This window comes from Variovorax sp. 770b2 (assembly GCF_900115685.1).
In the GTDB taxonomy this organism is placed as follows: Bacteria; Pseudomonadota; Gammaproteobacteria; order Burkholderiales; family Burkholderiaceae_C; genus Variovorax.
This window is the reverse complement of record NZ_FOXJ01000001.1, coordinates 1,539,639-1,560,953: the sequence shown is the minus strand read 5'-3', so window position 1 is coordinate 1,560,953 and position 21,315 is coordinate 1,539,639. Positions and strand designations below refer to the sequence as shown.

Sequence of the window (21,315 nt, the reverse complement as noted above, 5' to 3'; positions counted from 1 at the left end):
TCCGCGCTCGCAGAATCCGCGGATGGCCATGCCTCCCCGTGTCCCCGATATCCGCCGTGCCTCTTCCCGCCGCGTCCCTCCCGTCGTTTGCGCCGCCCTGCTCCTTGCCGCATTGGCGAGCGGCTGCGAACTCGGCGAGCGCGCGCTGCCGTATGGCGACGCGCCATCGGCCCAGCGCCTCGCGGGCCAGCGGCTGCTCGCGCAGTACCAGTGCGGCAGCTGCCATGCCATTCCCGGCGTGCCGATCGCACAGGGTGCGGCCGGCCCGCCGCTCGGCGCCTTCGGCCGCCGCAGCTACATCGCCGGCCGCGTGCCGAACCGCCCCGACACGCTGGCTAACTGGATCGTCGCCCCTGCCTCGCTGGTGCCCGGCACCGTGATGCCGACGATGGGCGTGTCCCCCACCGACGCGCGCGACATGGCGGCCTACCTGCTCGCGCTCGAATGAGCAACGCGCCTTCGCAATCCGCACTGCAGGCCGCGGGGCCGGTCGCGGACACGCTGCTGGGCGTCACCGGCCTCTTGGTCGCGGGCGCGGCGGTGATCTTCTTCGGTGTGATGGCGCTGCTCGCGCTGGCGGCGCGCAGGCACACCGGCACGTTGAACGCGCGCCTCTGGGTGATCGGCGGCGGCGTCGCCTTTCCGGTGGTGGTGCTGGTCGCGCTGTTCGCATACAGCGAGTGGCACCGGCCGACATGGCGGGCCGTGCCGCCGAAAGATGCGCTCATCGTCGGCATCACCGCGCACATGTGGTGGTGGGAGGTGCGCTACCGCGACCCGGCCACCGGCGCGGAAATCGCCACCGCCAACGAGATCCGCATTCCGGTCGGCCGCCCCGTGTATTTCGGCCTGGGCAGCGCGGACGTGATCCACAGCTTCTGGGTGCCCGCGCTGGGCGGCAAGATGGACATGCTGCCCGGCCGCGTGCAGCACCTGCAGCTGCAGGCCGACCGCCCCGGCACGTTCCGCGGCCAGTGCGCCGAATACTGCGGCGAGCAGCACGCGCGCATGGCGCTGCACGTGGTGGCCGAGGCGCCGGCCGAATTCGAGGCATGGCTCGCGGCGCAAGCCAAGCCCGCCGGGGCACCTTCGTCACCCGACATCGAACGCGGCCGCGAGGCCTTCCTCGCGAACCGCTGCAACGCCTGCCACACGGTGCGCGGCGTGAGCGAAGAGAGTCGCCTCGGCCCCGACCTCACCCACGTCGGCAGCCGCCTCTACCTTGGTGCGGGCACGGTGCCCAACGAGCCCGCACAGCTCGCCGCCTGGGTCGCCCACACGCAGCAGCTCAAGCCCGGCGCGCGCATGCCTTCGTCGGGCGAACGCATCGACGCGGCCACGCTGCAATCCATCGCCGCATGGCTCGGTCAACTGAAATGACCCCTCCCACCGGACGCCCCGAAGGCGAACGCGAAGCGCTCGAACGTGCATGGCGCGCGCCGCGCGGCTGGCGCCTGCTCTCGGCCGTCAACAACACGCACATCGGCGTCTTCTACATCGCCACCGCGATGCTGTTCTTCGTGCTGGCCGGCATCCTCGCGCTGATGATGCGGGCCCAGCTGGCAGTGCCTGGCAACGACCTCATCGGCGCGCAAACGTACAACCAGCTCTTCACGATGCACGGCACCGTGATGATGTTTCTCTTCGCGGTGCCGATCGTGGAGGCCATCGCTGTCTACCTGCTGCCGGGCATGCTGGGCGCGCGCGACCTGCCATTTCCGCGGCTCTCGGCCTATGCGTTCTGGGCCTATGCGATCGGCGGCCTGGCGTTCTTCTGCACGATCTTCTTCGGCGAATCGCCCGACGGCGGCTGGTTCATGTACCCGCCGCTCACGAGCAAGGAATTTTCGCCCGGCCGGGGTGCGGACTGGTGGCTGCTGGGCATCGGCTTCATCGAGATCTCGGCCATCGCGGGGGCCATCGAACTGATCATCGGCATCCTCTTCACGCGCGCGCCGGGCATGACGCTCATGCGCATGCCGGTGTTCGCGTGGGCCATGCTGGTGAGCGCGCTGATGATCGTGTTCGCGTTTCCGGCTGTCATCGCGGCGACCACGCTGCTGGAGCTGGAGCGCGCCTTCGACTGGCCCTTCTTCATTCCCGCGCGCGGCGGCGACCCGGTGCTGTGGCAGCACCTGTTCTGGTTCTTCGGGCACCCGGAGGTCTACATCATCTTCCTGCCCGCGGCCGGCATGGTGTCGGTGATGGTGGCCACGCTCGCGCGCACGCCGCTGGTGGGCCATCGCGCGGTGGTGATGGCGCTCGTCGGCGTGGGCGTGGTGAGCTTCCTGCTGTGGGCGCACCACATGTTCACCACGGGGCTGGGCAACGTCTCGATGCTGGTGGTCTCGGCGGCCAGCTTCATGGTGGCGATTCCGAGCGGCATGCAGGTGTTCGCGTGGATCGCCACTTTCTGGCGCGGCCGCGTCACGCTCGATGTGCCCACGCTCTTTCTCCTGGGCTTTCACTTCATCTTCGTGCTCGGTGGCCTCACCGGCGTGATGGTGGCGGTGCTGCCCTTCGACTGGCAGGCGCACGACAGCTACTTCATCGTGGCCCACCTGCACTACGTGCTGATCGGCGGCATGGTGTTCCCGGTGTTCGCGGGCTTCTACTACTGGGCGCCGGTGTTCAACGGGCACCGGCTCCCGGAGCGCCGGGGCCGCTGGGTGTTCGGGCTGATGTTCGGCGGCTTCAACCTCGCGTTCTTCCCGATGCACATCGCGGGCCTCATGGGCATGCCGCGCCGCATCTACACCTACCCCGGAGACCTCGGCTGGAACGGACTGAACATGGCCTCGACCGTGGGCGCCTTCGTGCTCGCGGCAGGCGTGCTGCTGTTCTTCATCGACGCGGTGCGCACGATGCGCCGCCCAGCAAAGGACCACGGCAACCCCTGGGGCGCGGGCACGCTCGAATGGCTGCCCGCGCGCGACTACGGCGTGCGCAGCATTCCCGAGGTCGATTCGCTCTATCCGCTGTGGCGCGAGCCCGATCTCCCGCAGCAGGTCGAGGCCGGCCGGCACTGGCTGCCCGGCACCGTCTTCGGCGGACGCGAGACGCTGGTGACCAGCGCCCGCGATGCACGCCCCATGCACTTGCTGCGGCTGCCGACCGATGGCTGGTGGCCGTTGATCGCGGCGGTGGGAACGGCGGGGTTCTTTCTGCTGCTCACGGCGTCGCAGGCGGTGCTCGCGTTCGCGTTCGGGCTGCTCGCGATCGTCGCGATGCTGCGCTGGCTCTGGGGTTCCGACCAGCCACCACCGACAGCGACGGCCGACGTGGGCCACGGCATCCGCCTGCCGGTCGGGGCCACGGGGCGGGCCTCGCATTCGTGGTGGGCGGTGATCGTGCTGATCGCGGTGGACATGACGGTCTTCGTGTCCTTCCTGTTCGCGCACATCCACCTGTCGATGGCCGCCGAGGTGTGCCCGCCGCCCGGCGTGTCGCTGCCGCCGCTGCGCTGGCCAGCCGCGTCGATGCTGTTGCTGCTGCTGGGCTCCGCCGGCATGGCGGTGGCGGTGCGCAGGCTGAAACAGGGTGGCCAGGGCGCCGTGCGGCTGCTGACGGCCTTCGCCATGCTTTGCGCGGCCTGCGCGCTCGGGTTCGATCTCACGGGCCACTGGAAGGCGGGCCTCGATCCGCGCGACCAGGCCTGGAGCGCCACCGTCGGCATGCTGCTCGGCTACCAGGCCTTCCACGTCGCCGTGCTGATGCTCATGGGCGGCTACCTGCTCGCGCGCTCGTGGACCGGCAAGCTGCAGCCCGCGGCGCGGGCCACGCTCGACAACACCGCGTTGATGTGGCACTGCGTCACCGCGCAGGGCCTCATCGGCGCGCTCGCGGTGCAGCTGGTGCCGGTGGTGCTCGGCTGATCAGGGCGAGGTGCCGACGACCAGCGCCGCCCACGGCAGGTGGCGGAAGGCATCGGCCAGGCGCACCGTGCCGGCAGCGGCGGAAACCGTTTCGCCGGTCAGCAGGTTGCAGAGCCCGGTCGCGCCGAGGTCTTCGGGCAGGCGCACCGTCGTGCCGTCCCATCGCATCGCATCCGGCAGTGCCGGCGTGGCGTCCTCATCCGCACTGTGGTCCGAAAGTCCGACGAACAACCGCCCCGCAAGAATCACCAGCACCTGGCCCTCGTGTCGGCGCGCGAACGCCACGACGTGCTTCGCAAGCGGCCCTTCGACCGTCAACGGCTCGTAGCTGCCTTCGCGGAACAGCAGCGGCTGCGCCCGCCGCAGCGACAGCAATCGCCAGATGAACCAGAGCTTGGCGTGGCCGTCGTGCGGCGCCGCGGCCATCGCGCCCACGCGCGTGGCCAGGCCGTCCTGGTCGGCCATCGCGTGCAGCGCGTCGAGCCGTTGCTGGCGCAGCGCGTAGTCCACGGGACGCCGGTTGTCCGGATCGACCAGGCTCAACTCGATGAGCTCGCTGCCCTGGTAGAGATCGGGCACGCCCGGCGAGCCGTATTTCAGCAGCGTGAGCGTGAGGCTGTTCCATGCGCCGAACCACGCCAGCCGGTCCGCCAGCCGCTGGATGTCGGGCAGGCAGGCGCCCTCCTCCGGGTTCGCCAGCAGCTCGCGCACGAAGCGTTCGAGCGCGGCTTCGTAGTCCGCGTCGGGGTGCGACCAGCGCGTGCGCAGCTTGGCCTCGCGCGCGGCTTTCTGCATGTACTGCCAGATGCGGTCGCCGAACGCCGTTGCAGTGCCGGCATCGAGCCCGCCCAGGGGCAAGGTGCCCAGCAAGGTCTGGTACAGCAGGTACTCGTCGGCGCGCGACGGCGCTTCGCCGGTCGCCAGCTTCCTTCGCATCGCGCGGCACAGGCCGTGCCATCGGGTCAGCGCCCGCACCCATTCGTCGGGCATTTCGGAGAGCACGTCGATCCGGTTGCGCACGTCTTCGGAGCGCTTGTTGTCGTGCGTCGAGGTCGCCAGCATCGTGTGCGGCCAGCGCAGCGCGCGGTCGGCGCTCAGCGCATGGAATTCCTCGACCTCGATGCCGAACCGGTCCGGCTCGCCGCCCACCTCGTTGAGCGAGGCCAGCGGAAAGTAGCGGTAGAACGCGGTGTCTTCCACGCCCTTGGCCGCCACCGGCGCGCTGAACTGCTGGAAGCGCACCGCGAAGCGCCGCACCCGTTCGCCCAGCGCCGGCGGCGCACAGGCCACGGCCTCTCCGCGCAGCGCACTGCGCACGAAGTCGAAGATCGACCGGTCGGCATCGCCGCTCTGGCGCGCGGCTTCGTCCACGGCCTCGTCGATGAACCGGATGTCCTGCGCCGAAGGCCCATCGACGATGTAGGTCCGGTACACCGGCATGCACGCGCCGACATCGGCCAGCGCGCGCCGCAGCGCATTGAGCGTGTAATCGCGCGTGCTGCGGTCGGCCCTGGCGATGCGCAGCAGTTCGGTGGAAAGCACGTTCAGCTCCGACGACAGCGCGTTGCGCATCACCTCGCGCCGGCCGGCGCGGCAGATCGAGGCGAAGTCCTCCATCTCGCCGGTGAAGCGCTGCCAGGCGTGCACCACGCCCGCCTCGGCCGCGGTGTCCACCAGCACGCCGTTGGCCACGTTCGCAAAGCGGTAGCCGGTGGTGCCGTGCACGTGCCAGCGCTCGGGCACTTCCTCGTGCGCCCCGGCGATCTTCTCGGCCACCACGTAGAGCGGGCGCGCGGGCCGGCCGTCGGCGTCGTGCGTGGGCAGCACCAGCCCGGCGCGCCGCGCATAGCCTTCCTGGAGCTTGCGGAAGTACTCGGCCGGGTCGTAGAGCCCGTCGGGGTGGTCGATGCGCAGGCCGTCCACCACGCCGGACGCCGCAAGGTCCAGCGCGAACGACTGCGTCGCTTCGAACACCTCGTCGCGCTCCATGCGCACCGCCGCGAGGTCGTTGATGTCGAAGAAGCGGCGGTAGTTGATCTCGTCCGCCGCCACGCGCCAGTGCGCGAGCCGGTAGGCCTGCAGCTCGATGAGCCGGTGCAGCGCATCGCGGGCTTGCGGCGCGCCGAGGTTCAGCTCGGCCACCGACGCCGCGAGTGCCTGTGCCACGGCGGGGCGCTGCCGCGCCAGACGTGCGAGCCGGCCCTTGAGCAGTTCCTTGTCGCGCACGCGTTCGGCGAGGTCATCGGGCGACGCGGCGCTGCGCCCCGGCAGGTGGCCGAACGCGGTGGACAGGCTTGCCAGCCGGCCCGAGGCATCGCCGTCGCCAAGGCGCGCCAGCGCCCGCTCCAGCACCACGGGATAGCTCTCTGGCGCCAGCGGAAATCGGTGATCGAAATAGCGGATGGCGAAGCCGCCGCTCTCGCGCTCGAAGTGCAAGACCAGCTCGCCGCTCTCCAGCGCCTCGCCGTAGTGCACGCCCAGGATGGGCAGCAGCACCTTGCCGGTGAGCTCGACGTTCAGCGGCTGCCAGTCGATGTCGAAGTGCTGCGCGAAACGCGAGGCGGGGCCGTTCTCCAGCACGTCCATCCACCAGGCGTTGTCGGCGCCGAACACGCCCATGTGGTTGGGCACCATGTCCAGCAGCTGGCCGAGGCCGTGGGCCTTCAGCGCCGCGACGAAGCGCGCAAAGCCTTCCTCGCCGCCGAGCTCGGGGTTGACCTCCGCATGCGCGACCACGTCGTAGCCGTGCATGCTGCCCGCGCGGGCCCGCTGGATCGGCGAGCAGTACACGTGGCTCACACCCAGCTTGGCGAGGTACGGCAGCACGCGGATCGCGTCGTCGAAGCCGAAGTCCTTGTGGAACTGCAGCCGGTAGGTGGCGCGCGGCACGCGGGTCTGCAAGCCGGCGGCCGCTCGCCCTTCGGCGGCCGCCACCGGGCGTGGCCGCGCCGCGCGCAAGGCCTCGCCGATGCCGCGCATGCGCTCGCTCCCGGCCAGTGCCGCGATCGCCTCGGGCAGCTTGCGCCGCCAGTTGGGGTGCTGCTCGACCGTGCCCGGCATGTTGGCCTGCGCCACCACGCCGGCCACGTCTTCCAGCTGCACCATCATCAGTGCCGAGGGCGCGGCGGCCAGGAAGGCATGCGCGGCCTCGACGATGCGGGGCGACGGCAGCGCAAGGCCTGCCGCCTCGGCCACGTCCTCGCGCGACACCAGGCCGGCCTGCTGCAAGGCCTGCATCAGCGCGACGCGCTCCTGCATGCGGTCGACCAGCTGCTTGTCGAAGATGGCCGGGTCGGGGAACAGGTCGAGCGCCAGCCGCTCGCGCAGGTCGTTGGCCGTCCACCAGCCCGCGAAGGTCGCCAGGTCGTGCGTGCCGATCGCCACCAGCGCGGCCGGCGGATAGGCATCGGGCTGCTGGAAGCCGCCGTCCTGCCGCTTCTCGAAATACAGCAGCCGGTACGACAGCACATCGGCCTTCGCGAGCGCATCGCGCACCGCGTCCTCGACCGTGCCGAGGTCTTCGCCGACCACCATGCAGCGGTGCCGGTGGCTCTCGATCGCCACGATGGCGAGCATCTCGTCCAGCGGGTAATAGACATACGCGCCCTCGCGTGCAGTGGCGCCCCGCGGAATCCAGAACAGGCGCATCAGGCCCATCACGTGGTCGATGCGCAGCGCGCCCGCGCCGCGCATGCCGGCGCGCAGCGTTTCGATGAAGAAGCGGTAGCCGTCCGCACGCAGGCGGTCGGGCCGCAGCGGCGGCAGGCCCCAGCCCTGGCCGGCGGGGTTGAACTCGTCCGGCGGCGCGCCGACGCTGGCGCCCCCGGCAAACACCTGCTGCGCGCCCCAGGCGTCGGAGCCGGCGCGATCGACCGACACCGCCAGGTCCACGTACAGGCCCACGCCCATGCCGAGGGCCTCGCAACGCGCGGCAACCCGCGTCAACTGGCGGTCGGCCAGCCACTGCAGGTACTGGTGGAACTGCACGCGCTGTGCATGCGCCACCGCAAAGGCGGTCACCTCGGCGGAATCCGGATCGCGGCAGGCGGCCGGCCAGGCGTGCCAGTCCCAGGCATCCCGTGCATTGCCTTCGGTCGCGAGGAAGTGCGCCTGAAGCACTTCGAACAGCGCGTGCTGGCGCAGCGCCTCGCCGCGCTCCGCGACGAAGGCCAGGAACTCCCTGCCCGTTTCGCTGGGTGCGCTTTCCACGGGCAGGTGCCGCTCGCAGAAATCGGCGAACAGCAAGGCCAGCACTTCGAATTTCGCCGCGGCCACGCCCACGTAGTCCACCAGCGCAGCGGCGCGCAACGCGGCGAGCCGCGCCTGGAAGTCGGGCGAGCGCACGCGTTCGAGGGCCGGCGTGCAGCCTGCAAAGCCGTCCACCGCCTCCACGTCGATGTAGAGCACGTTGAGCTGCTGGCGGGACGACGGGCTGTACGGGCTCGCGTTCGACGGCGTGCTTGCGAACAGCGCGTGCAGCGGGTTCAGGCCGATGAGGTCGGCGCCCTCCGCCGCCATCCGCACGGCGAGGTCTTCAAGATCGCCGAAATCGCCGATGCCCCAGTTGCGCGGCGAACGCAGGCTGTAGAGCTGCACCGCCGTGCCCCAGGCACGGCCGCCGTGGCCGCCGTGGCCGCCGTGGCCGCCGTCGCGCACGGCGGGCGGCCGGTAGCAGCGGCCCGGCGTGGCCAGCACGAGGGTCTCGCCACGCAGGCCTTCGATGCGCAGCCGGTGGTAGCCAGATTCCAGCGCCAGCGGCATCCGCAGGATGCGTTCGCACAGGGAGACGCCGTCGATGTCGCTGCGGCCGGCGCCGTGCAGCGCCTCGATGTCGGTCTCGCCTTCCACTTCGCGCCCCTGCTCGTCGCTGATCTGCCAGCGCAGGCGGCCCGTCGATGCCGGCAGGCGCAGCGGGACCGTCCACGCCGGGCTGCCGGCGTTCACGACGTGCACCGGCGGCAGCGCCTCGGCCCAGCGCGCGCGGCGCGCGTCCTCCAGCACGCGGCCCGCATCGGCGGCGTTGTCCAGCCGCACGCCGAACTCGGCCAGCAGCGCGACGAGGCTCTGCGCGGAGGCCTCGCGCCGCGTGCCGAACGCATCGAAATACCCGGTGGCGATGCCGAAGTGCTCGCAGAGCGCGCCCAGGTCGCCGGCGACCGGTTCCCGTAGCGACTCATCCCGCATGCACGGCCTCCAGCGTCACATGCACCGCGCCGCGCGCCAGCCGCCCGGCGTCTTCGTCGGCCGGGGCACCATCGCTGTAGATCACCTCGCCGGGCGGCATCTGGACGCCCTCTGCAGGTGCCGCGCCGAAGTGGGCCAGCATGTGCAGCCGCATCGGCGACGCGCCCTCGGCCTCGGGCTCCAGGTCCCATTGCACCCGGAGCATGTCGTTCTCGCAGCGGTAGATGCCCGCGCCCGCCATCCCCGCGAGATGCGGAACGATGTGGCGATGCCGGAGCGCCAGCAGTTGCTGCACTTCGCTGAGCCGCGAGAAATGCGCGCGCGTGCCGCGTTCGCGCCAGCGCAGCTTCGATGCGAGAAAAGTCGCCTCGGCATTCGGGTCCGGAATGCGCGCGCGGGCCGCTTCGTCCTTGAAAGCCGCGAATCCACCGAATTCCGAACGCCGCCCTTCGGACACGGCCGCGGCCAGGTCGGGCCCGAAATCACAGAAGTACTGGAACGGCGTGGAGGCCGCGAACTCATCGCCCATGAACAGCATCGGCACATGCGGCGACAGCAGCAGGCAGGCCATCGCCGCGCGCACCAGCACCGGATCGCCCAGCGCATGGATGCGCTCGCCGAAGGCGCGGTTGCCCACCTGGTCGTGGGTCTGCAGGAACGACACGAAGGCCTGCGGCGGCAGCCGCGCGCTCGGCTCGCCCCGCGCCTCGCCGTGGCGGAACGCGGATGGCTGGCCCTGGTAGATGAAGCCCTCGGCCAGCGCCAGCGCGAAGCGGCACACCGGGTCGTCCGCATAGTCGGCGTAGTAGCCGTCGCGCTCGCCGGTGGCCAGCACGTGCACCGCGTGGTGCAGGTCGTCGTTCCATTGCGCGGTGCCGGCCACCGGCAGGCCGCGGCCGTCGCGCATGAGCATCGACGACTGGTTGGTGTCGTTCTCCAGCACCAGGTGCACGTGGCGCTCGCGCGCCGGGCCGGCGTCGATCGCCTCGCGGATCTCGCGCACGATGTGCGGCCGCGTCTCGTCGTGGATGGCGTGGATCGCGTCCATGCGCAGGCCGTCGAAGCGGAACTCCTCGATCCAGTAGAGCGCGTTGTGGATGAAGAAGTCGCGCACCGTGCGCGAGCCCGGACCGTCGAAGTTGATCGCCGAACCCCACGGCGTGCGGTGCCCCGCGTTGAAGAACTCGGGGCAGTAGGCATGCAGGTAGTTGCCCTCCGGCCCGAAGTGGTTGTAGACCACGTCCAGCAGCACCATCAACCCGAGCGAATGGGCCGTGTCCACCAGCGCCTTCAGCTCGTCGGGCGTGCCGTAGGAGGCATCGGGTGCGAACTGAAGCACGCCGTCGTAGCCCCAGTTGCGCCGCCCCGGAAAATCCGCGAGCGGCATGAGCTCGATGGCGGTGATGCCCAGTTCGGCGAGCGCGCCCAATCGCTCGCGCGCGGCGTTGAAGCTGCCCTCTTCGGTGAAGGTGCCGATGTGCAGTTCGTAGACCACCGCCTCTTCCCACGGGCGGCCGCGCCATGCATCGTCGGTCCATGCGAAGCGCTCGGGGTCCGTCACCACGCTCGGGCCATGCACGTCGCCGGGGTTGTAGCGCGAGGCCGGATCGGGCACGCGCGTGCCGTCCGCGAGCCGGTAGCTGTAGCTGTCGCCGGGCTTCGCGCCCGGCACCGTCAGGCGATGCCAGCCGCCATCGCGGGTCATCGGATGGGACGCGGATCGGTGTTCGAGCACGATGGTTTCCGCGGACGGCGCCCAGAGTGCGAACTCCACGCCTTCGGCGTGCGTCGTGGCGCCGAACGGCATGCGATGGACCCGCGCGCTCATGGCCGCACATCCGGCCGGCTCATCACCACGAGCGAGCGGCATTGCAACGGATAGGCCGCCTCGCCCCACGCCGGCGCGAGCGACGCGGCGTCCTCGGTGGTGGGCGGTGGCGAATTGCTGGCGGTGTCCACCAGGAGGCGCCATGCGCCGTGCGGCATCGGCGGCAGCGTGAAGGCGATCTCGTCGTGATGGGCGTTCATCAGCACGAGGAAATCGTCGTCGTGCTGCACCTCGCCGCGCGGCCCGCGGTCGGCGATGCCGCCGCCGGGGATGTACATCGCGATGCAGCGGGCGTTGGTGTCGCTCCAGTCGTCCGGCTGCATCTCCGCGCCGTCGGGCTTGAGCCAGTGCACGTCGGTCACCGTCTCGCCTTCCGCCGGCTTGCCCGCGAAGAAGGTGCGGCGGCGGAACGACGGGTGCGCGCGGCGCAGCGCGATCACGCGCTCCACGAAGGTCGCGAGCGCCAGGCGCTCGGGCGTGGGCGTCCAGTCGAGCCAGCCGAGCGCGTTGTCCTGGCAATAGACGTTGTTGTTGCCCTGCTGCGTGTGGCCGCGCTCGTCGCCCGCCAGCAGCATGGGCACGCCCTGCGAGAGCAGCAGCGTGGCCAGCAGGTTGCGCTTCTGGCGCTCGCGCAGCGTGACCACCTCGGGGTCGTCGGTCGGCCCCTCGACGCCGCAGTTCCACGACACGTTGTGGCTGTTGCCGTCGCGGTTGTCCTCGCCGTTGGCCTCGTTGTGCTTGTCGTTGTAGGAGACCAGGTCGTGCAGCGTGAAGCCGTCGTGCGCGGTCACGAAGTTGATGCTGGCGCTGGGCCGCTTGCCCGACCAGCCGTACAGGTCCTCCGAGCCGGTGACGCGCCTGGCCACCTCGCCGATGAGCCCGCCGTCGCCCTTCCAGAAGCCGCGCAGGCCGTCGCGGTACTGGTCGTTCCACTCGGCCCAGCCGAGCGGGAAGTTGCCCACCTGGTAGCCGCCGTGGCCCAGGTCCCAGGGCTCGGCGATGAGCTTCACGCGGTTCAGCGTCGGGTCCTGCCGGATCGCATCGAAGAAGCCGCCCAGGTTCTCGACCTTGCCCGATTCGCGGGCCAGCGCCGAGGCCAGGTCGAAGCGGAAGCCGTCCACGTGCATCTCCTCGGCCCAGTAGCGCAGCGAATCCATCACCAGCTGCAGCGCGTGCGGATGCTCCAGGTTCACGGTGTTGCCGCAGCCCGTGAAGTCGTCGTAGTAGCGGCGGTTCTCGGCATTGACGATGTAGTACGAGGCGTTGTCCACCCCCCGCATCGAGAGCGTCGGCCCGAGCTGGTTGCCCTCGCAGGTGTGGTTGTAGACCACGTCCAGGATCACCTCGATGCCCGCGGAGTGCAGCGTCTTCACCATGGTCTTGAACTCCTTGACCTTGCCCGAGGCGCTGTAGCGCATCTCGGGGGCGAAGTAGCCGAAGGTGTTGTAGCCCCAGTAGTTCTGCAGGCCCTTCTCGGCCAGGTGGCGGTCGTTCAGGAAGCTGTGCACGGGCAGGAGCTCGATGGTGGTCACGCCCAGGCGTTTCAGGTAGTCGACCACCGGCGCGCAGCCGAGTGCGGCGTAGGTGCCGCGCAGTTCGGTCGGCACGTCGGGGTGCGTCATGGTGAAGCCGCGCACGTGCATCTCGTAGATCACCATGTCCTGCCACGGCACCGAGGGGCGGCGGTCGTCGCCCCAGGTGAAGGCGGTCTCCAGCACGCGGCCCTTGGGCATGAGCGGCGCGCTGTCGCGGCGATCGAACGAGAGGTCTTCGCGCTTGCTGCCGACCGTGTAGCCGTAGAGCGCATCGCCCCAGCGCAGATCCCCCACCAGGTCCTTGGCGTACGGATCGAGCAGGAGCTTGTGGGCGTTGAAGCGGTGGCCCTCCTCGGGCTTGTAGGGGCCATGCACGCGGTAGCCGTAGGCCTGGCCGGGGCGCGCCTCGGGCAGGTAGCAGTGCCACACGCCGTCGGTGCGCTCGCGCATCGGAATGCGCTGCAGTTCGTGGCGGCCGCGCTCGTCGAAGAGGCACAGCTCCACCTTGTCGGAATGCTGGGAGAACAGCGCGAAGTTGACGCCCTCCCCGTCCCAGGTGGCACCGCGCGGGTACGGCCGGCCGGGCCAGACGGCCGTGATCGTTGGATTGGTTTTTCGTGTCATTCAGTGAGCGCAGGTTCAGCGGGGTGGTCGGTCGTTGTCGAATCGCGTGGGCGTGCCCACGGGGGTGACGCCGGGCGTCGGCGTTGTCGGCGTCCTTGCGTCCTTGACCTGCCGGGGCCACCAGCGCTCGATCTGCGCTTTCGCCCAGTCCTTGCCCGCCAGCCCGAATGCCAGGGCCAACGCAAAAACCACGCCCGCCAGGATCACCAGGAAGCTCTCGCGCACGATGTCGCCGCCCACCTTGATCTGGTCCAGCGCGATCAGGATCACGAAGGCCATCACCGCGTACTGCGCCACCTTACCGAAGAGCGCCGCGTCCTGCACCTTCACGCCGCGGAAATAGCTGCCGACCGCCTCGCCCACGAAGCGCGCGAAATACGAGCCGAAGGCCAGCACCAGGAGCGCCACGAACACGTTCGGCACGAACCAGACGATGCGCCCCAGAAGGTCCGCGATGTAGCTCAGCCCCATGCCGTTGAAGGCGATGAGCAGCGACGCCAGGATCACCAGCCAGTACGTGAGGATGCCGAAGAGGCTGCTGGTGTCGCCCGCGAGGCCGCCCTGGCGCAGGAAGTTGTCCAGGCCCGCGCGCTCGGTCAGCACGTTGAAGTTGATGGCGCGCAGCGCCCGGGTCACCGCGAAGCGCGCCGCCTTGGCGATGAGCCAGCCGACGATGACCACCACCACCCCGATCAGCAGGCGCGGGATGAAGGCGCCGACCTGGTAGAGGATGGCGCGCAGCGGCTCCAGGTGAATGCCGAAATTTTCCATGGTGCGTTGTTCCTCGATGTCGTTTTGTCGGGTCAGGCGCGGGCCGGCTGGATCAGCGCGAGCACGCCGTGCAGCGGGACCTGCGCCCAGTCGATGCGGTTGTTGAGTTCGTAGCGCAGCTCGTAGAGCGCCTTCTCCAGTTCGAACAGCGCGAGCAATTCGGTGTCGAGCGCGGCGCCGTAGCCGGCCAGGAAGGCATCGCGCGTGGCCTCTTCCCAGGCGATGGCGGGCGCGACCAGCCGCTCGGCCTCCTCGGGGCTCTGCGCCACGCGGCGCAGCGCCGACCAGCGCGCATAGTTGAACGAACGCAGCATGCCGGCCACGTCGCGCAGCGGCGAGCTCCTGGTGCGGCGCTCCTCGAAGCTGCGCGCAGGCTCGCCCTCGAAGTCGATGATGACGAAGTCGTTGTCCTTCACCAGCACCTGGCCCAGGTGGTAGTCGCCGTGGTAGCGGCTCTTGATGCCGGTGCCTTCGACCGGACGGCGCGCCTGGATGCCGGCCTGCAGCGTGTGCTCCGCGTCCAGCAGGTTGCGCGCGTCGGCCTGCACGGCCGGCGGCAGCAGGTCGAGCCGCTCGCGCAGCAGCAGGAGCGTGGCCGCGGCGTCGCTGGCCGCGTGCGTCTTGAAGCCGGCAAAGTCGGAGGCGGCCAGCGGCTCGGGGTCGAAGGCGCCCGAGCCGGTGCGGGTGGCAAGCGCCCGGTGCAGCTCGGCCGTGCGCAGGCCCAGCGTGGCCATGAGCGCGAGGAAGCCGCCGTGCACCGCGGCCACCTCGGGTCCGTCGGGTGCGGTGCCGTCGGTGGTGGCCACGTCGCGCAGGAACCGCTCCAGATAACCCAGCGTGTAGTCCCAGCCGTCGCCCTGGTTGGCCATGTAGCTCTGCACCATCGCCAGCGTCATGGTGCGGCCGTCGTTGGCCATGTACTCCAGCGCGCCGAGCACCGGCACGCAGTTGGGGTAGTGCGCCACCTCGGTGAGAAAGCGGCCCATCTCCAGCTCGGGGTTGATGCCCTCGCGCACATGGCGGTAGCCCTTGAGGAACAGCGTTTCGTTCAGCGTGACCACCGTGTTGCTGCTCACGCCGCTCGGGCGGCCGACCAGCAGCGCGTCGATGTCGACCGCCATCCCGGCGAAGGCGGCCGTCGGCCTGAAGACCAGCTTGCCGTTCGAGGTCGGCAGCTCGGCGCCGTTGCCGATGGTGCGCACCAGTTCGCGGCAGAAGGCCTCGTCGTAGAAGGCGTCGCCCATCAGCCCGACCTGCGCCTGCTGCCGGATTCGCGCGATGGCCGCCTGCGCGACGCCGGCCATGCGCTCCTCGTCGCGCTCTTCCCAGGCCAGCGCGAGCGGCATGAAGTAGGTGGCGCCACCGGGGGTGCCGTCCAGGTCCAGGTCGAGCAAGGGCAAGAGCCAGCTCTGCCCGTTCGCCTCCCACACCGCGTGATCGACCAGCCGCGCACGCCGGATGGCCGTGCCCTTGGAGGCATACCAGCGCTGGATCTCGATGTGGCGCGGCAGCGTCTCCAGCTCGAACTGGGTGCGCATGCGCTCGGACATGCCGATGCGCCACGGCATCACGCGCTCGCGAAAGAAGCTGGTCCAGCCGTCGAACAGCACCAGCGTGGGCCACTCCTGCAGCGCCACGCCCTGCTCGTGCCAGCTGGGCGCATCGGCCTCGGCCGTGAGCTTGAACCAGTAGAAGCCGTACGAGGCCAGCGTGAGCAGGTACGGCAGCTCGCCGATGGGCGGGAACGGCGCGCGGCCCAGCATCTCGATGGGCACGAAGCCCCTGAACTCCGAGAGGTCCAGCTCCACCGGCTGCGCGGCGCGCGAGAGGTTGAACACCGTGAGGACCACGTCGCCGTCGTACTCGCTCAGGTACGCCAGGATCTTGCGGTTGCCCGGCTTCAAAAAGCGCCGCTTGCCGCGGCCGAAGGCATGGCTGGTCTTGCGCACGGCGAGCATGCGCTTGGTCCAGTTCAGCAGCGAGCTGCTGTCGCGCGTCTGCGTTTCGACGTTGAGCGCCTCGTAGCCGAACATCGGGTCCATGATCGGCTGCAGGTACAGGCGCTGCGGATCGGCGCGCGAGAAGCCGGCGTTGCGGTCGGGGCTCCATTGCATGGGCGTGCGCACGCCGTTGCGGTCGCCCACGAACACGTTGTCGCCCATGCCGATCTCGTCGCCGTAATAGATGATGGGCGAGCCCGGCATCGACAGCAGCATGCCGTTCATGAGCTTCACGCGGTCCAGGTCGTTTTCCATCAGCGGCGCCAGGCGCCGGCGGATGCCCAGGTTGATGCGCGCGCGCATGTCGGCCGCATACATGGTGTACATGTAGTCGCGCTCCTTGCTGGTCACCATCTCCAGCGTGAGCTCGTCGTGGTTGCGCAGGAAGATCGCCCACTGGCAGCCTTCGGGAATGTCGGGCGTCTGCGCCATGATCTCGACGATGGGGTGCCGGTCTTCCTGCGCGATGGCCATGTACATTCGCGGCATCAGCGGGAAGTGGTACGCCATGTGGCACTCGTCGCCATCGCCGAAATATTCGCGCACGTCTTCGGGCCACATGTTGGCCTCGGCGAGCAGGAAGCGGTTCTTGTATTGCGCATCGATGGCCGCGCGCAGCCGCTTGATCACCGCGTGCGTCTCGGGCAGGTTTTCGTTGCTGGTGCCGTCGCGCTCCACCAGGTAGGGAATGGCGTCGAGCCGGAAGCCGTCCACGCCCATGTCCAGCCAGAAGCGCATCGTCTTCAGGATGGCTTCCATCACCGCGGGATTGTCGAAGTTCAGGTCCGGCTGGTGGCTGAAGAAGCGGTGCCAGAAGTACTGCTTGGCCACCGGGTCCCAGGTCCAGTTGGAGGTCTCGGTGTCGGTGAAGATGATCCGCGTGCCCTGGTAGATCTGGTCGGTGTCGCTCCACACGTAGAAGTCGCGCTCGGGCGAGCCGGGCGGCGCGAGGCGCGCGGCCTTGAACCACGGGTGCTCGTTCGATGTGTGGTTGATGACCAGCTCGGTGATCACGCGCAGGCCCCGCTTGTGCGCCTCGGCCAGCATCTCGCGAAAGTCGTCCAGCGTGCCGTACTGCGGGTGCACGTCCTCGTACTCGGAGATGTCGTAGCCGTCGTCACGCAGCGGCGACGGGTAGAACGGCATCAGCCAGATGGTGTTGACGCCCAGCTCCTTCACGTAGTCCAGCTTGGCGGTCACGCCCCGGAAGTCGCCCATGCCGTCGTTGTTGGAGTCGAAGAAGGCCTTGACGTTGAGCTGGTAGATCACCGCATCGCGGTACCACAGCGGATCGTCGCTGTTGTCGATCTCGACGGTTTCAAGCGCGATGTGGGAAACGGGTGCGTTCATGGGCAGTGGGCCTTCTCAGAGGAAGTAGTCGAAGTCGCGCTCGTCGCCGTGGCGGCGACGGACCACGAAGATGTGCGCGGGCACGCTGCGGGGGTCCAGGCGCACGTAGTGCCAGTCGCCCTGCCAGGTGAAGCGCTGGCCGCTCAGGAGGTCGTGCATCTGGAATGCCCGGCCGTCCTTCACGCCCACGCTCGCGGGTTCGAGCCCGACCCAGCCCCACTGCGGGTTGTGCGGATCGAGGTTGACCACCGTGACGACCACGTTCTCGCCGTCGGGCGACGCCTTGGCATAGGCCAGCAGCTGGTCGTTGTCCACGTGCAGGAAGCGCAGGCCCCGGTCCCGTTGCAGCGCCGGGTTCTCGCGCCGGATGCGGTTCACCCGCGCGATGAAGGGCGCGAGGCTTGCGGGGTCGTCGTGGTTCCAGTGGCGCAGCTGGTACTTCTCGGAGTCGAGGTATTCCTCGCTCGCCGGCCCGCGCGGCAAGTGCTCGCGCAGCTCGTAGGCCGGGCCGTAGAGGCCGTAGTTGGCCGCGAGCGTGGCGGCCAGCACGAGGCGCGACATGTACACGGCGGGCTCACCGGTTTGCAGTTGCTCGTGAAGGATGTCGGGCGTGTTGGGCCACGCGTTGGGGCGAAAGTAGTCGATGCCCGGGCCGCTGGAAAGCTCGGTGAAGTATTCCTCCAGCTCCTGCTTGGTGTTGCGCCAGGTGAAGTAGGTGTACGACTGCGAGAAGCCCAGCTTCGCGAGCCGGTGCATCACCTTCGGGCGCGTGAAGGCCTCGGCCAGGAAGATCGTCTCGGGGTGCTCGCGCTTGACCTCGCCGATGACCCACTCCCAGAACGGGAAGGCCTTGGTGTGCGGGTTGTCCACGCGGAAGATGCGCACGCCCTCCCCGATCCAGTGGTCGAACACGCTCTTGAGCTCGGCCCAGAGCCCGCGCCAGTCTTCGCACTCGAAGTTGAAGGGATAGATGTCCTGGTACTTCTTGGGCGGGTTCTCGGCGTACTGCACGGTGCCGTCGGGGCGCCAGCGGAACCAGTCGGGATGCGCCTTCACGTAGGGGTGGTCCGGGGCGCACTGGAAGGCGATGTCCAGCGCGATCTCCAGGCCATGCTCGGCGGCGCGCGCGAGCAGGTGGCGAAAATCCTCCGCGGTGCCGAGCGCCGGCAGGATCGACTTGTGCCCGCCCTCGGCCGCGCCGATGGCCCAGGGGCTGCCCACGTCTTCGGGGCCGGCCTGGAGCGCGTTGTTCGGCCCCTTGCGCTGCATGCGCCCCACCGGGTGGATCGGCGGGAAATACAGCACGTCGAAGCCCATGGCGGCGATGGCCGGCAGGCGCGCCTGCACGTCGCCGAAGGTGCCGTGCACGCCGGGCTCGGCGCCGGCCGAGCGCGGAAAGAGTTCGTACCAGGTGCTGAAGCGCGCGCGCTCGCGGTCGGCCACCAGCGGCAGCTCGACCGGGTGGCGCACCGCATGCCGGCGGTCGGGATGCCGGCGCGCCAGGTCGGCGTATTCGTCGTCCAGCGCCAGCGCCTTCAGCGAGGTGATGTCGGCGCCGGGGTTGGCGCCGCTCGCATCGAGTTCGGTGGCCCAGCGCTGCAGCGCGGCGCGGTCGGCGCCTTCGGCACGGGCGGCCGCGGCGGCGATTTCCAGCGCACCGACCTGCGCGGCGATGCGCACGTCCTCGGGGTCCACGCGCCGCGCGAGCTCATGGCGCCACGACTCGAACGGATCGACCCAGGCCACGACCGTGTAGACGTAGCGGCCCAGCGCCGGCGGGGAAAACGCGGCCTCCCACACATCGTTGCCCAGCGGCTTCATGGGCACTTCGCGAAAGTCCTTCTGGTCGTGCGCACGCCAGCACAGCTGCACGCGCAACACGTCGTGCCCGTCGGTAAAGCAATGCGCCTGCACCGCGACGCGCTCGCCGGCCACGCACTTGACGGCGAAGCGGCCGTTGTCCACGCAGGGCAGGACGGCATCGATGACCGCGCGAGCGGCGCCGTCGTCCAGGGCGATGTGGGAGTCGTTGCCGCCCTGCGGTGCGAGCGGCTTGGTCGAGAAAATATTCTTCATCAGGGACGGTGCTCCAGGATCAGCGTGGACAGCGGCGGCAAGGTGATGCACACCGATTGCCGGTGGCCGTGGGACCGCACGGGCGCCGCCTCGACGCCCCCGAAATTGCCCCAGCCCGAGCCGCCGAACTCCGTGGCGTCGGTGTTGATCACCTCGTGCCAGTGGCCGCCCAGCGGCACGCCGAGCAGGTAGTTGGTGCGCGGCACCGGGGTCATGTTGCTCACGACGAGCAAGGGCGGACTGCCGTCGCCGGCCTTGCGCAGGAACGCGAACACGCTCATCTCGGCGTCGTCGGCGGTGACCCACTCGAAGCCCGAGGAAGAGAAGTCGACCTGGTGCAGCGCGGGCGCGCCGCGGTACACGCGGTTCAGCTGCGCCACCAGGCGCTGCACGCCGCCATGCCCTTCCTGCTCGCACACCCACCATTCGAGCTCGCCGTCGTGCGTCCATTCGCGGCGCTGGCCGAACTCGCCGCCCATGAAGAGCAGCTTCTTGCCCGGGTGCGCCCACATGAAGCCGTAGAGCGCCCTGAGGTTGGCGAACTGCTGCCACGGGTCCCCGGGCATCTTGTTGATGAGCGAGCCCTTGCCGTGCACCACCTCGTCGTGCGAGAGCGGCAGCACGAAGTTCTCGTGGAAGGCATACACCAGCGAGAAGGTCAGCTTGTGGTGGTGGTACTTGCGGTTGACCGGGTCCTCCTTCATGTAGGCCAGCGTGTCGTGCATCCAGCCCATGTTCCATTTCTCGCCGAAGCCCAGGCCGTCCATGTCGGTGGGGCGCGAGACGCGCGGCCAGGCGGTCGATTCCTCGGCCACGGTGACGGTGTCGGGGTGCTCGCGGTACACGGCGCGGTTCAGCGTCTGCAGGAAGTCGATGGCCTCCAGGTTCTCGCGGCCGCCGTGGCGGTTGGGAATCCATTCGCCGTGCTTGCGCGCGTAGTCCAGGTACAGCATCGAGGCGACCGCATCCACCCGCAGGCCGTCCAGGTGGTAGAGGTTCAGCCAGAACAGCCCCGACGACACGAGAAAGCTGCGCACCTCGGCCCGGCCGTAGTTGAAGATGCTGGAGCTCCACTCGGGGTGGAAGCCCTGGCGCGGATCGGCGTGCTCGTACAGGTGCGTGCCGTCGAAGTAGCCCAGGCCGTGCTCGTCGGTCGGAAAGTGCGAGGGCACCCAGTCCAGCAGCACGCCGATGCCCTGCTGGTGCAGGTGGTCCACGAGGTACATGAAGTCCTGCGGCGAGCCGAAGCGCGAAGTCGGCGCGAAATAGCCGGTGGTCTGGTAGCCCCACGAGCCGTAGAACGGATGCTCGGTGACCGGCATGAGCTCCACATGGGTGAAACCCATCTTCGTGACGTACTCGGCGAGTTGGTGCGCCAGCTCGCGGTAGCCGAGGAACTGGCCGTCCTTCCGGCGCCATGACCCCAGGTGCACCTCGTAGACCGACTGCGGCGCATCGAGCGCGTTGCGCGGTCCGCGGTTCGCCATCCAGTCCGCATCGCCCCATTCGTAAGAGAGCTCGCAGATGCGCGAGGCAGTGGCGGGCGGCGGCTCGGCAGCGAAAGCGACCGGGTCGGCCTTGTCGACCGTGTAGCCGCCCTGGTGCGAACGGATGCGGTATTTGTAGGCCTGCCCGACGGCCGCGTGCTGCACGTGCCCGCGCCAGATGCCCGTGCCATCGGGGCTGGGCTGCAGCGGATCGACGCCGCCGGACCAGTAGTTCCAGTCTCCGACCACCGACACCGATTCGGCATTCGGCGCCCACACGGCAAAGTGCGCGCCGCCTCCTTCTTCGGGATCGGCGGGGTGGCAGCCCAGCACGTCGTACAGGCGGGAATGCGTTCCTTCGCGGAACAGGTAGGCGTCTCGATCGTCCAGCGATGAATGGTTCAGCGGCACCGGCGTTCCTTGGATTGAATGGCCCGCGGAACGGTTGTTCAAGGAACGACGCTGGCCTCCGCATGGCTGCCACCAATCTGCAAGACCGCGGGGCGCGGCAGCTACGGTGTGTGTCTCCTCGCCGTGTCGGAGAGGTGCCCGTATCGCCCGTATCGCACGGCGCAGGGGCCGGGA

10 protein-coding genes are annotated in these 21,315 nt (G+C 69.6%); 3 read left to right on the top strand and 7 right to left on the bottom strand.

The features are described from left to right. Nucleotides 1-28: 28 nt before the first annotated feature. From BM133_RS07150 to ctaD, 3 genes are read left to right on the top strand one after another with little or no spacing between them, the layout of a single operon-like run. On the top strand, nt 29-448 hold the full coding sequence (locus BM133_RS07150; protein ID WP_093435127.1) for a c-type cytochrome: 420 nt from the start codon (nt 29-31) through the stop codon (nt 446-448). Continuing rightward, complete coding sequence (locus tag BM133_RS07145; RefSeq protein ID WP_093432616.1) at nt 445-1,380, top strand: cytochrome c oxidase subunit II; 936 nt, start codon at nt 445-447, stop codon at nt 1,378-1,380. Before BM133_RS07150 ends, BM133_RS07145 begins: the two co-directional genes overlap by 4 nt. After that, nucleotides 1,377-3,875, top strand: a complete 2,499-nt coding sequence (ctaD, locus tag BM133_RS07140) for a cytochrome c oxidase subunit I (RefSeq protein ID WP_256219077.1) — start codon at nt 1,377-1,379, stop codon at nt 3,873-3,875. The genes BM133_RS07145 and ctaD overlap by 4 nt, the downstream gene beginning before the upstream one ends. Here the strand turns inward: ctaD and BM133_RS07135 are convergent, their stop codons facing one another. Genes BM133_RS07135 through glgB form a run of 7 tightly spaced genes read right to left on the bottom strand, consistent with a single transcriptional unit; the run spans nt 3,876 to nt 21,141 of the window. After that, complete coding sequence (locus tag BM133_RS07135; RefSeq protein WP_093432614.1) at nt 3,876-9,059, bottom strand: malto-oligosyltrehalose synthase; 5,184 nt, start codon at nt 9,057-9,059, stop codon at nt 3,876-3,878. Continuing rightward, nucleotides 9,049-10,887 carry a malto-oligosyltrehalose trehalohydrolase gene (treZ, locus tag BM133_RS07130; protein ID WP_093432612.1) on the bottom strand — a complete coding sequence of 613 codons (1,839 nt, stop codon included), beginning with the start codon at nt 10,885-10,887 and terminating at the stop codon, nt 9,049-9,051. Before treZ ends, BM133_RS07135 begins: the two co-directional genes overlap by 11 nt. Then, nucleotides 10,884-13,046, bottom strand: a complete 2,163-nt coding sequence (gene glgX / locus BM133_RS07125) for a glycogen debranching protein GlgX (protein WP_093432610.1) — start codon at nt 13,044-13,046, stop codon at nt 10,884-10,886. Before glgX ends, treZ begins: the two co-directional genes overlap by 4 nt. Before the next feature lie 15 nt (nt 13,047-13,061). Further along, the gene (locus tag BM133_RS07120) at nt 13,062-13,817 is read right to left on the bottom strand and encodes a mechanosensitive ion channel family protein (RefSeq protein ID WP_093432609.1); all 756 of its coding nucleotides are present in this window, start codon (nt 13,815-13,817) and stop codon (nt 13,062-13,064) included. A gap of 32 nt (nt 13,818-13,849) precedes the next feature. Further along, on the bottom strand, nt 13,850-17,167 hold the full coding sequence (gene treS / locus BM133_RS07115) for a maltose alpha-D-glucosyltransferase (protein WP_093432607.1): 3,318 nt from the start codon (nt 17,165-17,167) through the stop codon (nt 13,850-13,852). 15 nt (nt 17,168-17,182) lie between these two features. After that, on the bottom strand, nt 17,183-19,243 hold the full coding sequence (locus BM133_RS07110) for an alpha-1,4-glucan--maltose-1-phosphate maltosyltransferase (protein WP_093432606.1): 2,061 nt from the start codon (nt 19,241-19,243) through the stop codon (nt 17,183-17,185). Continuing rightward, the gene (gene glgB / locus BM133_RS07105) at nt 19,243-21,141 is read right to left on the bottom strand and encodes a 1,4-alpha-glucan branching protein GlgB (protein ID WP_093432604.1); all 1,899 of its coding nucleotides are present in this window, start codon (nt 21,139-21,141) and stop codon (nt 19,243-19,245) included. The genes BM133_RS07110 and glgB overlap by 1 nt, the downstream gene beginning before the upstream one ends. Between the last annotated feature and the right edge of the window lie 174 nt (nt 21,142-21,315).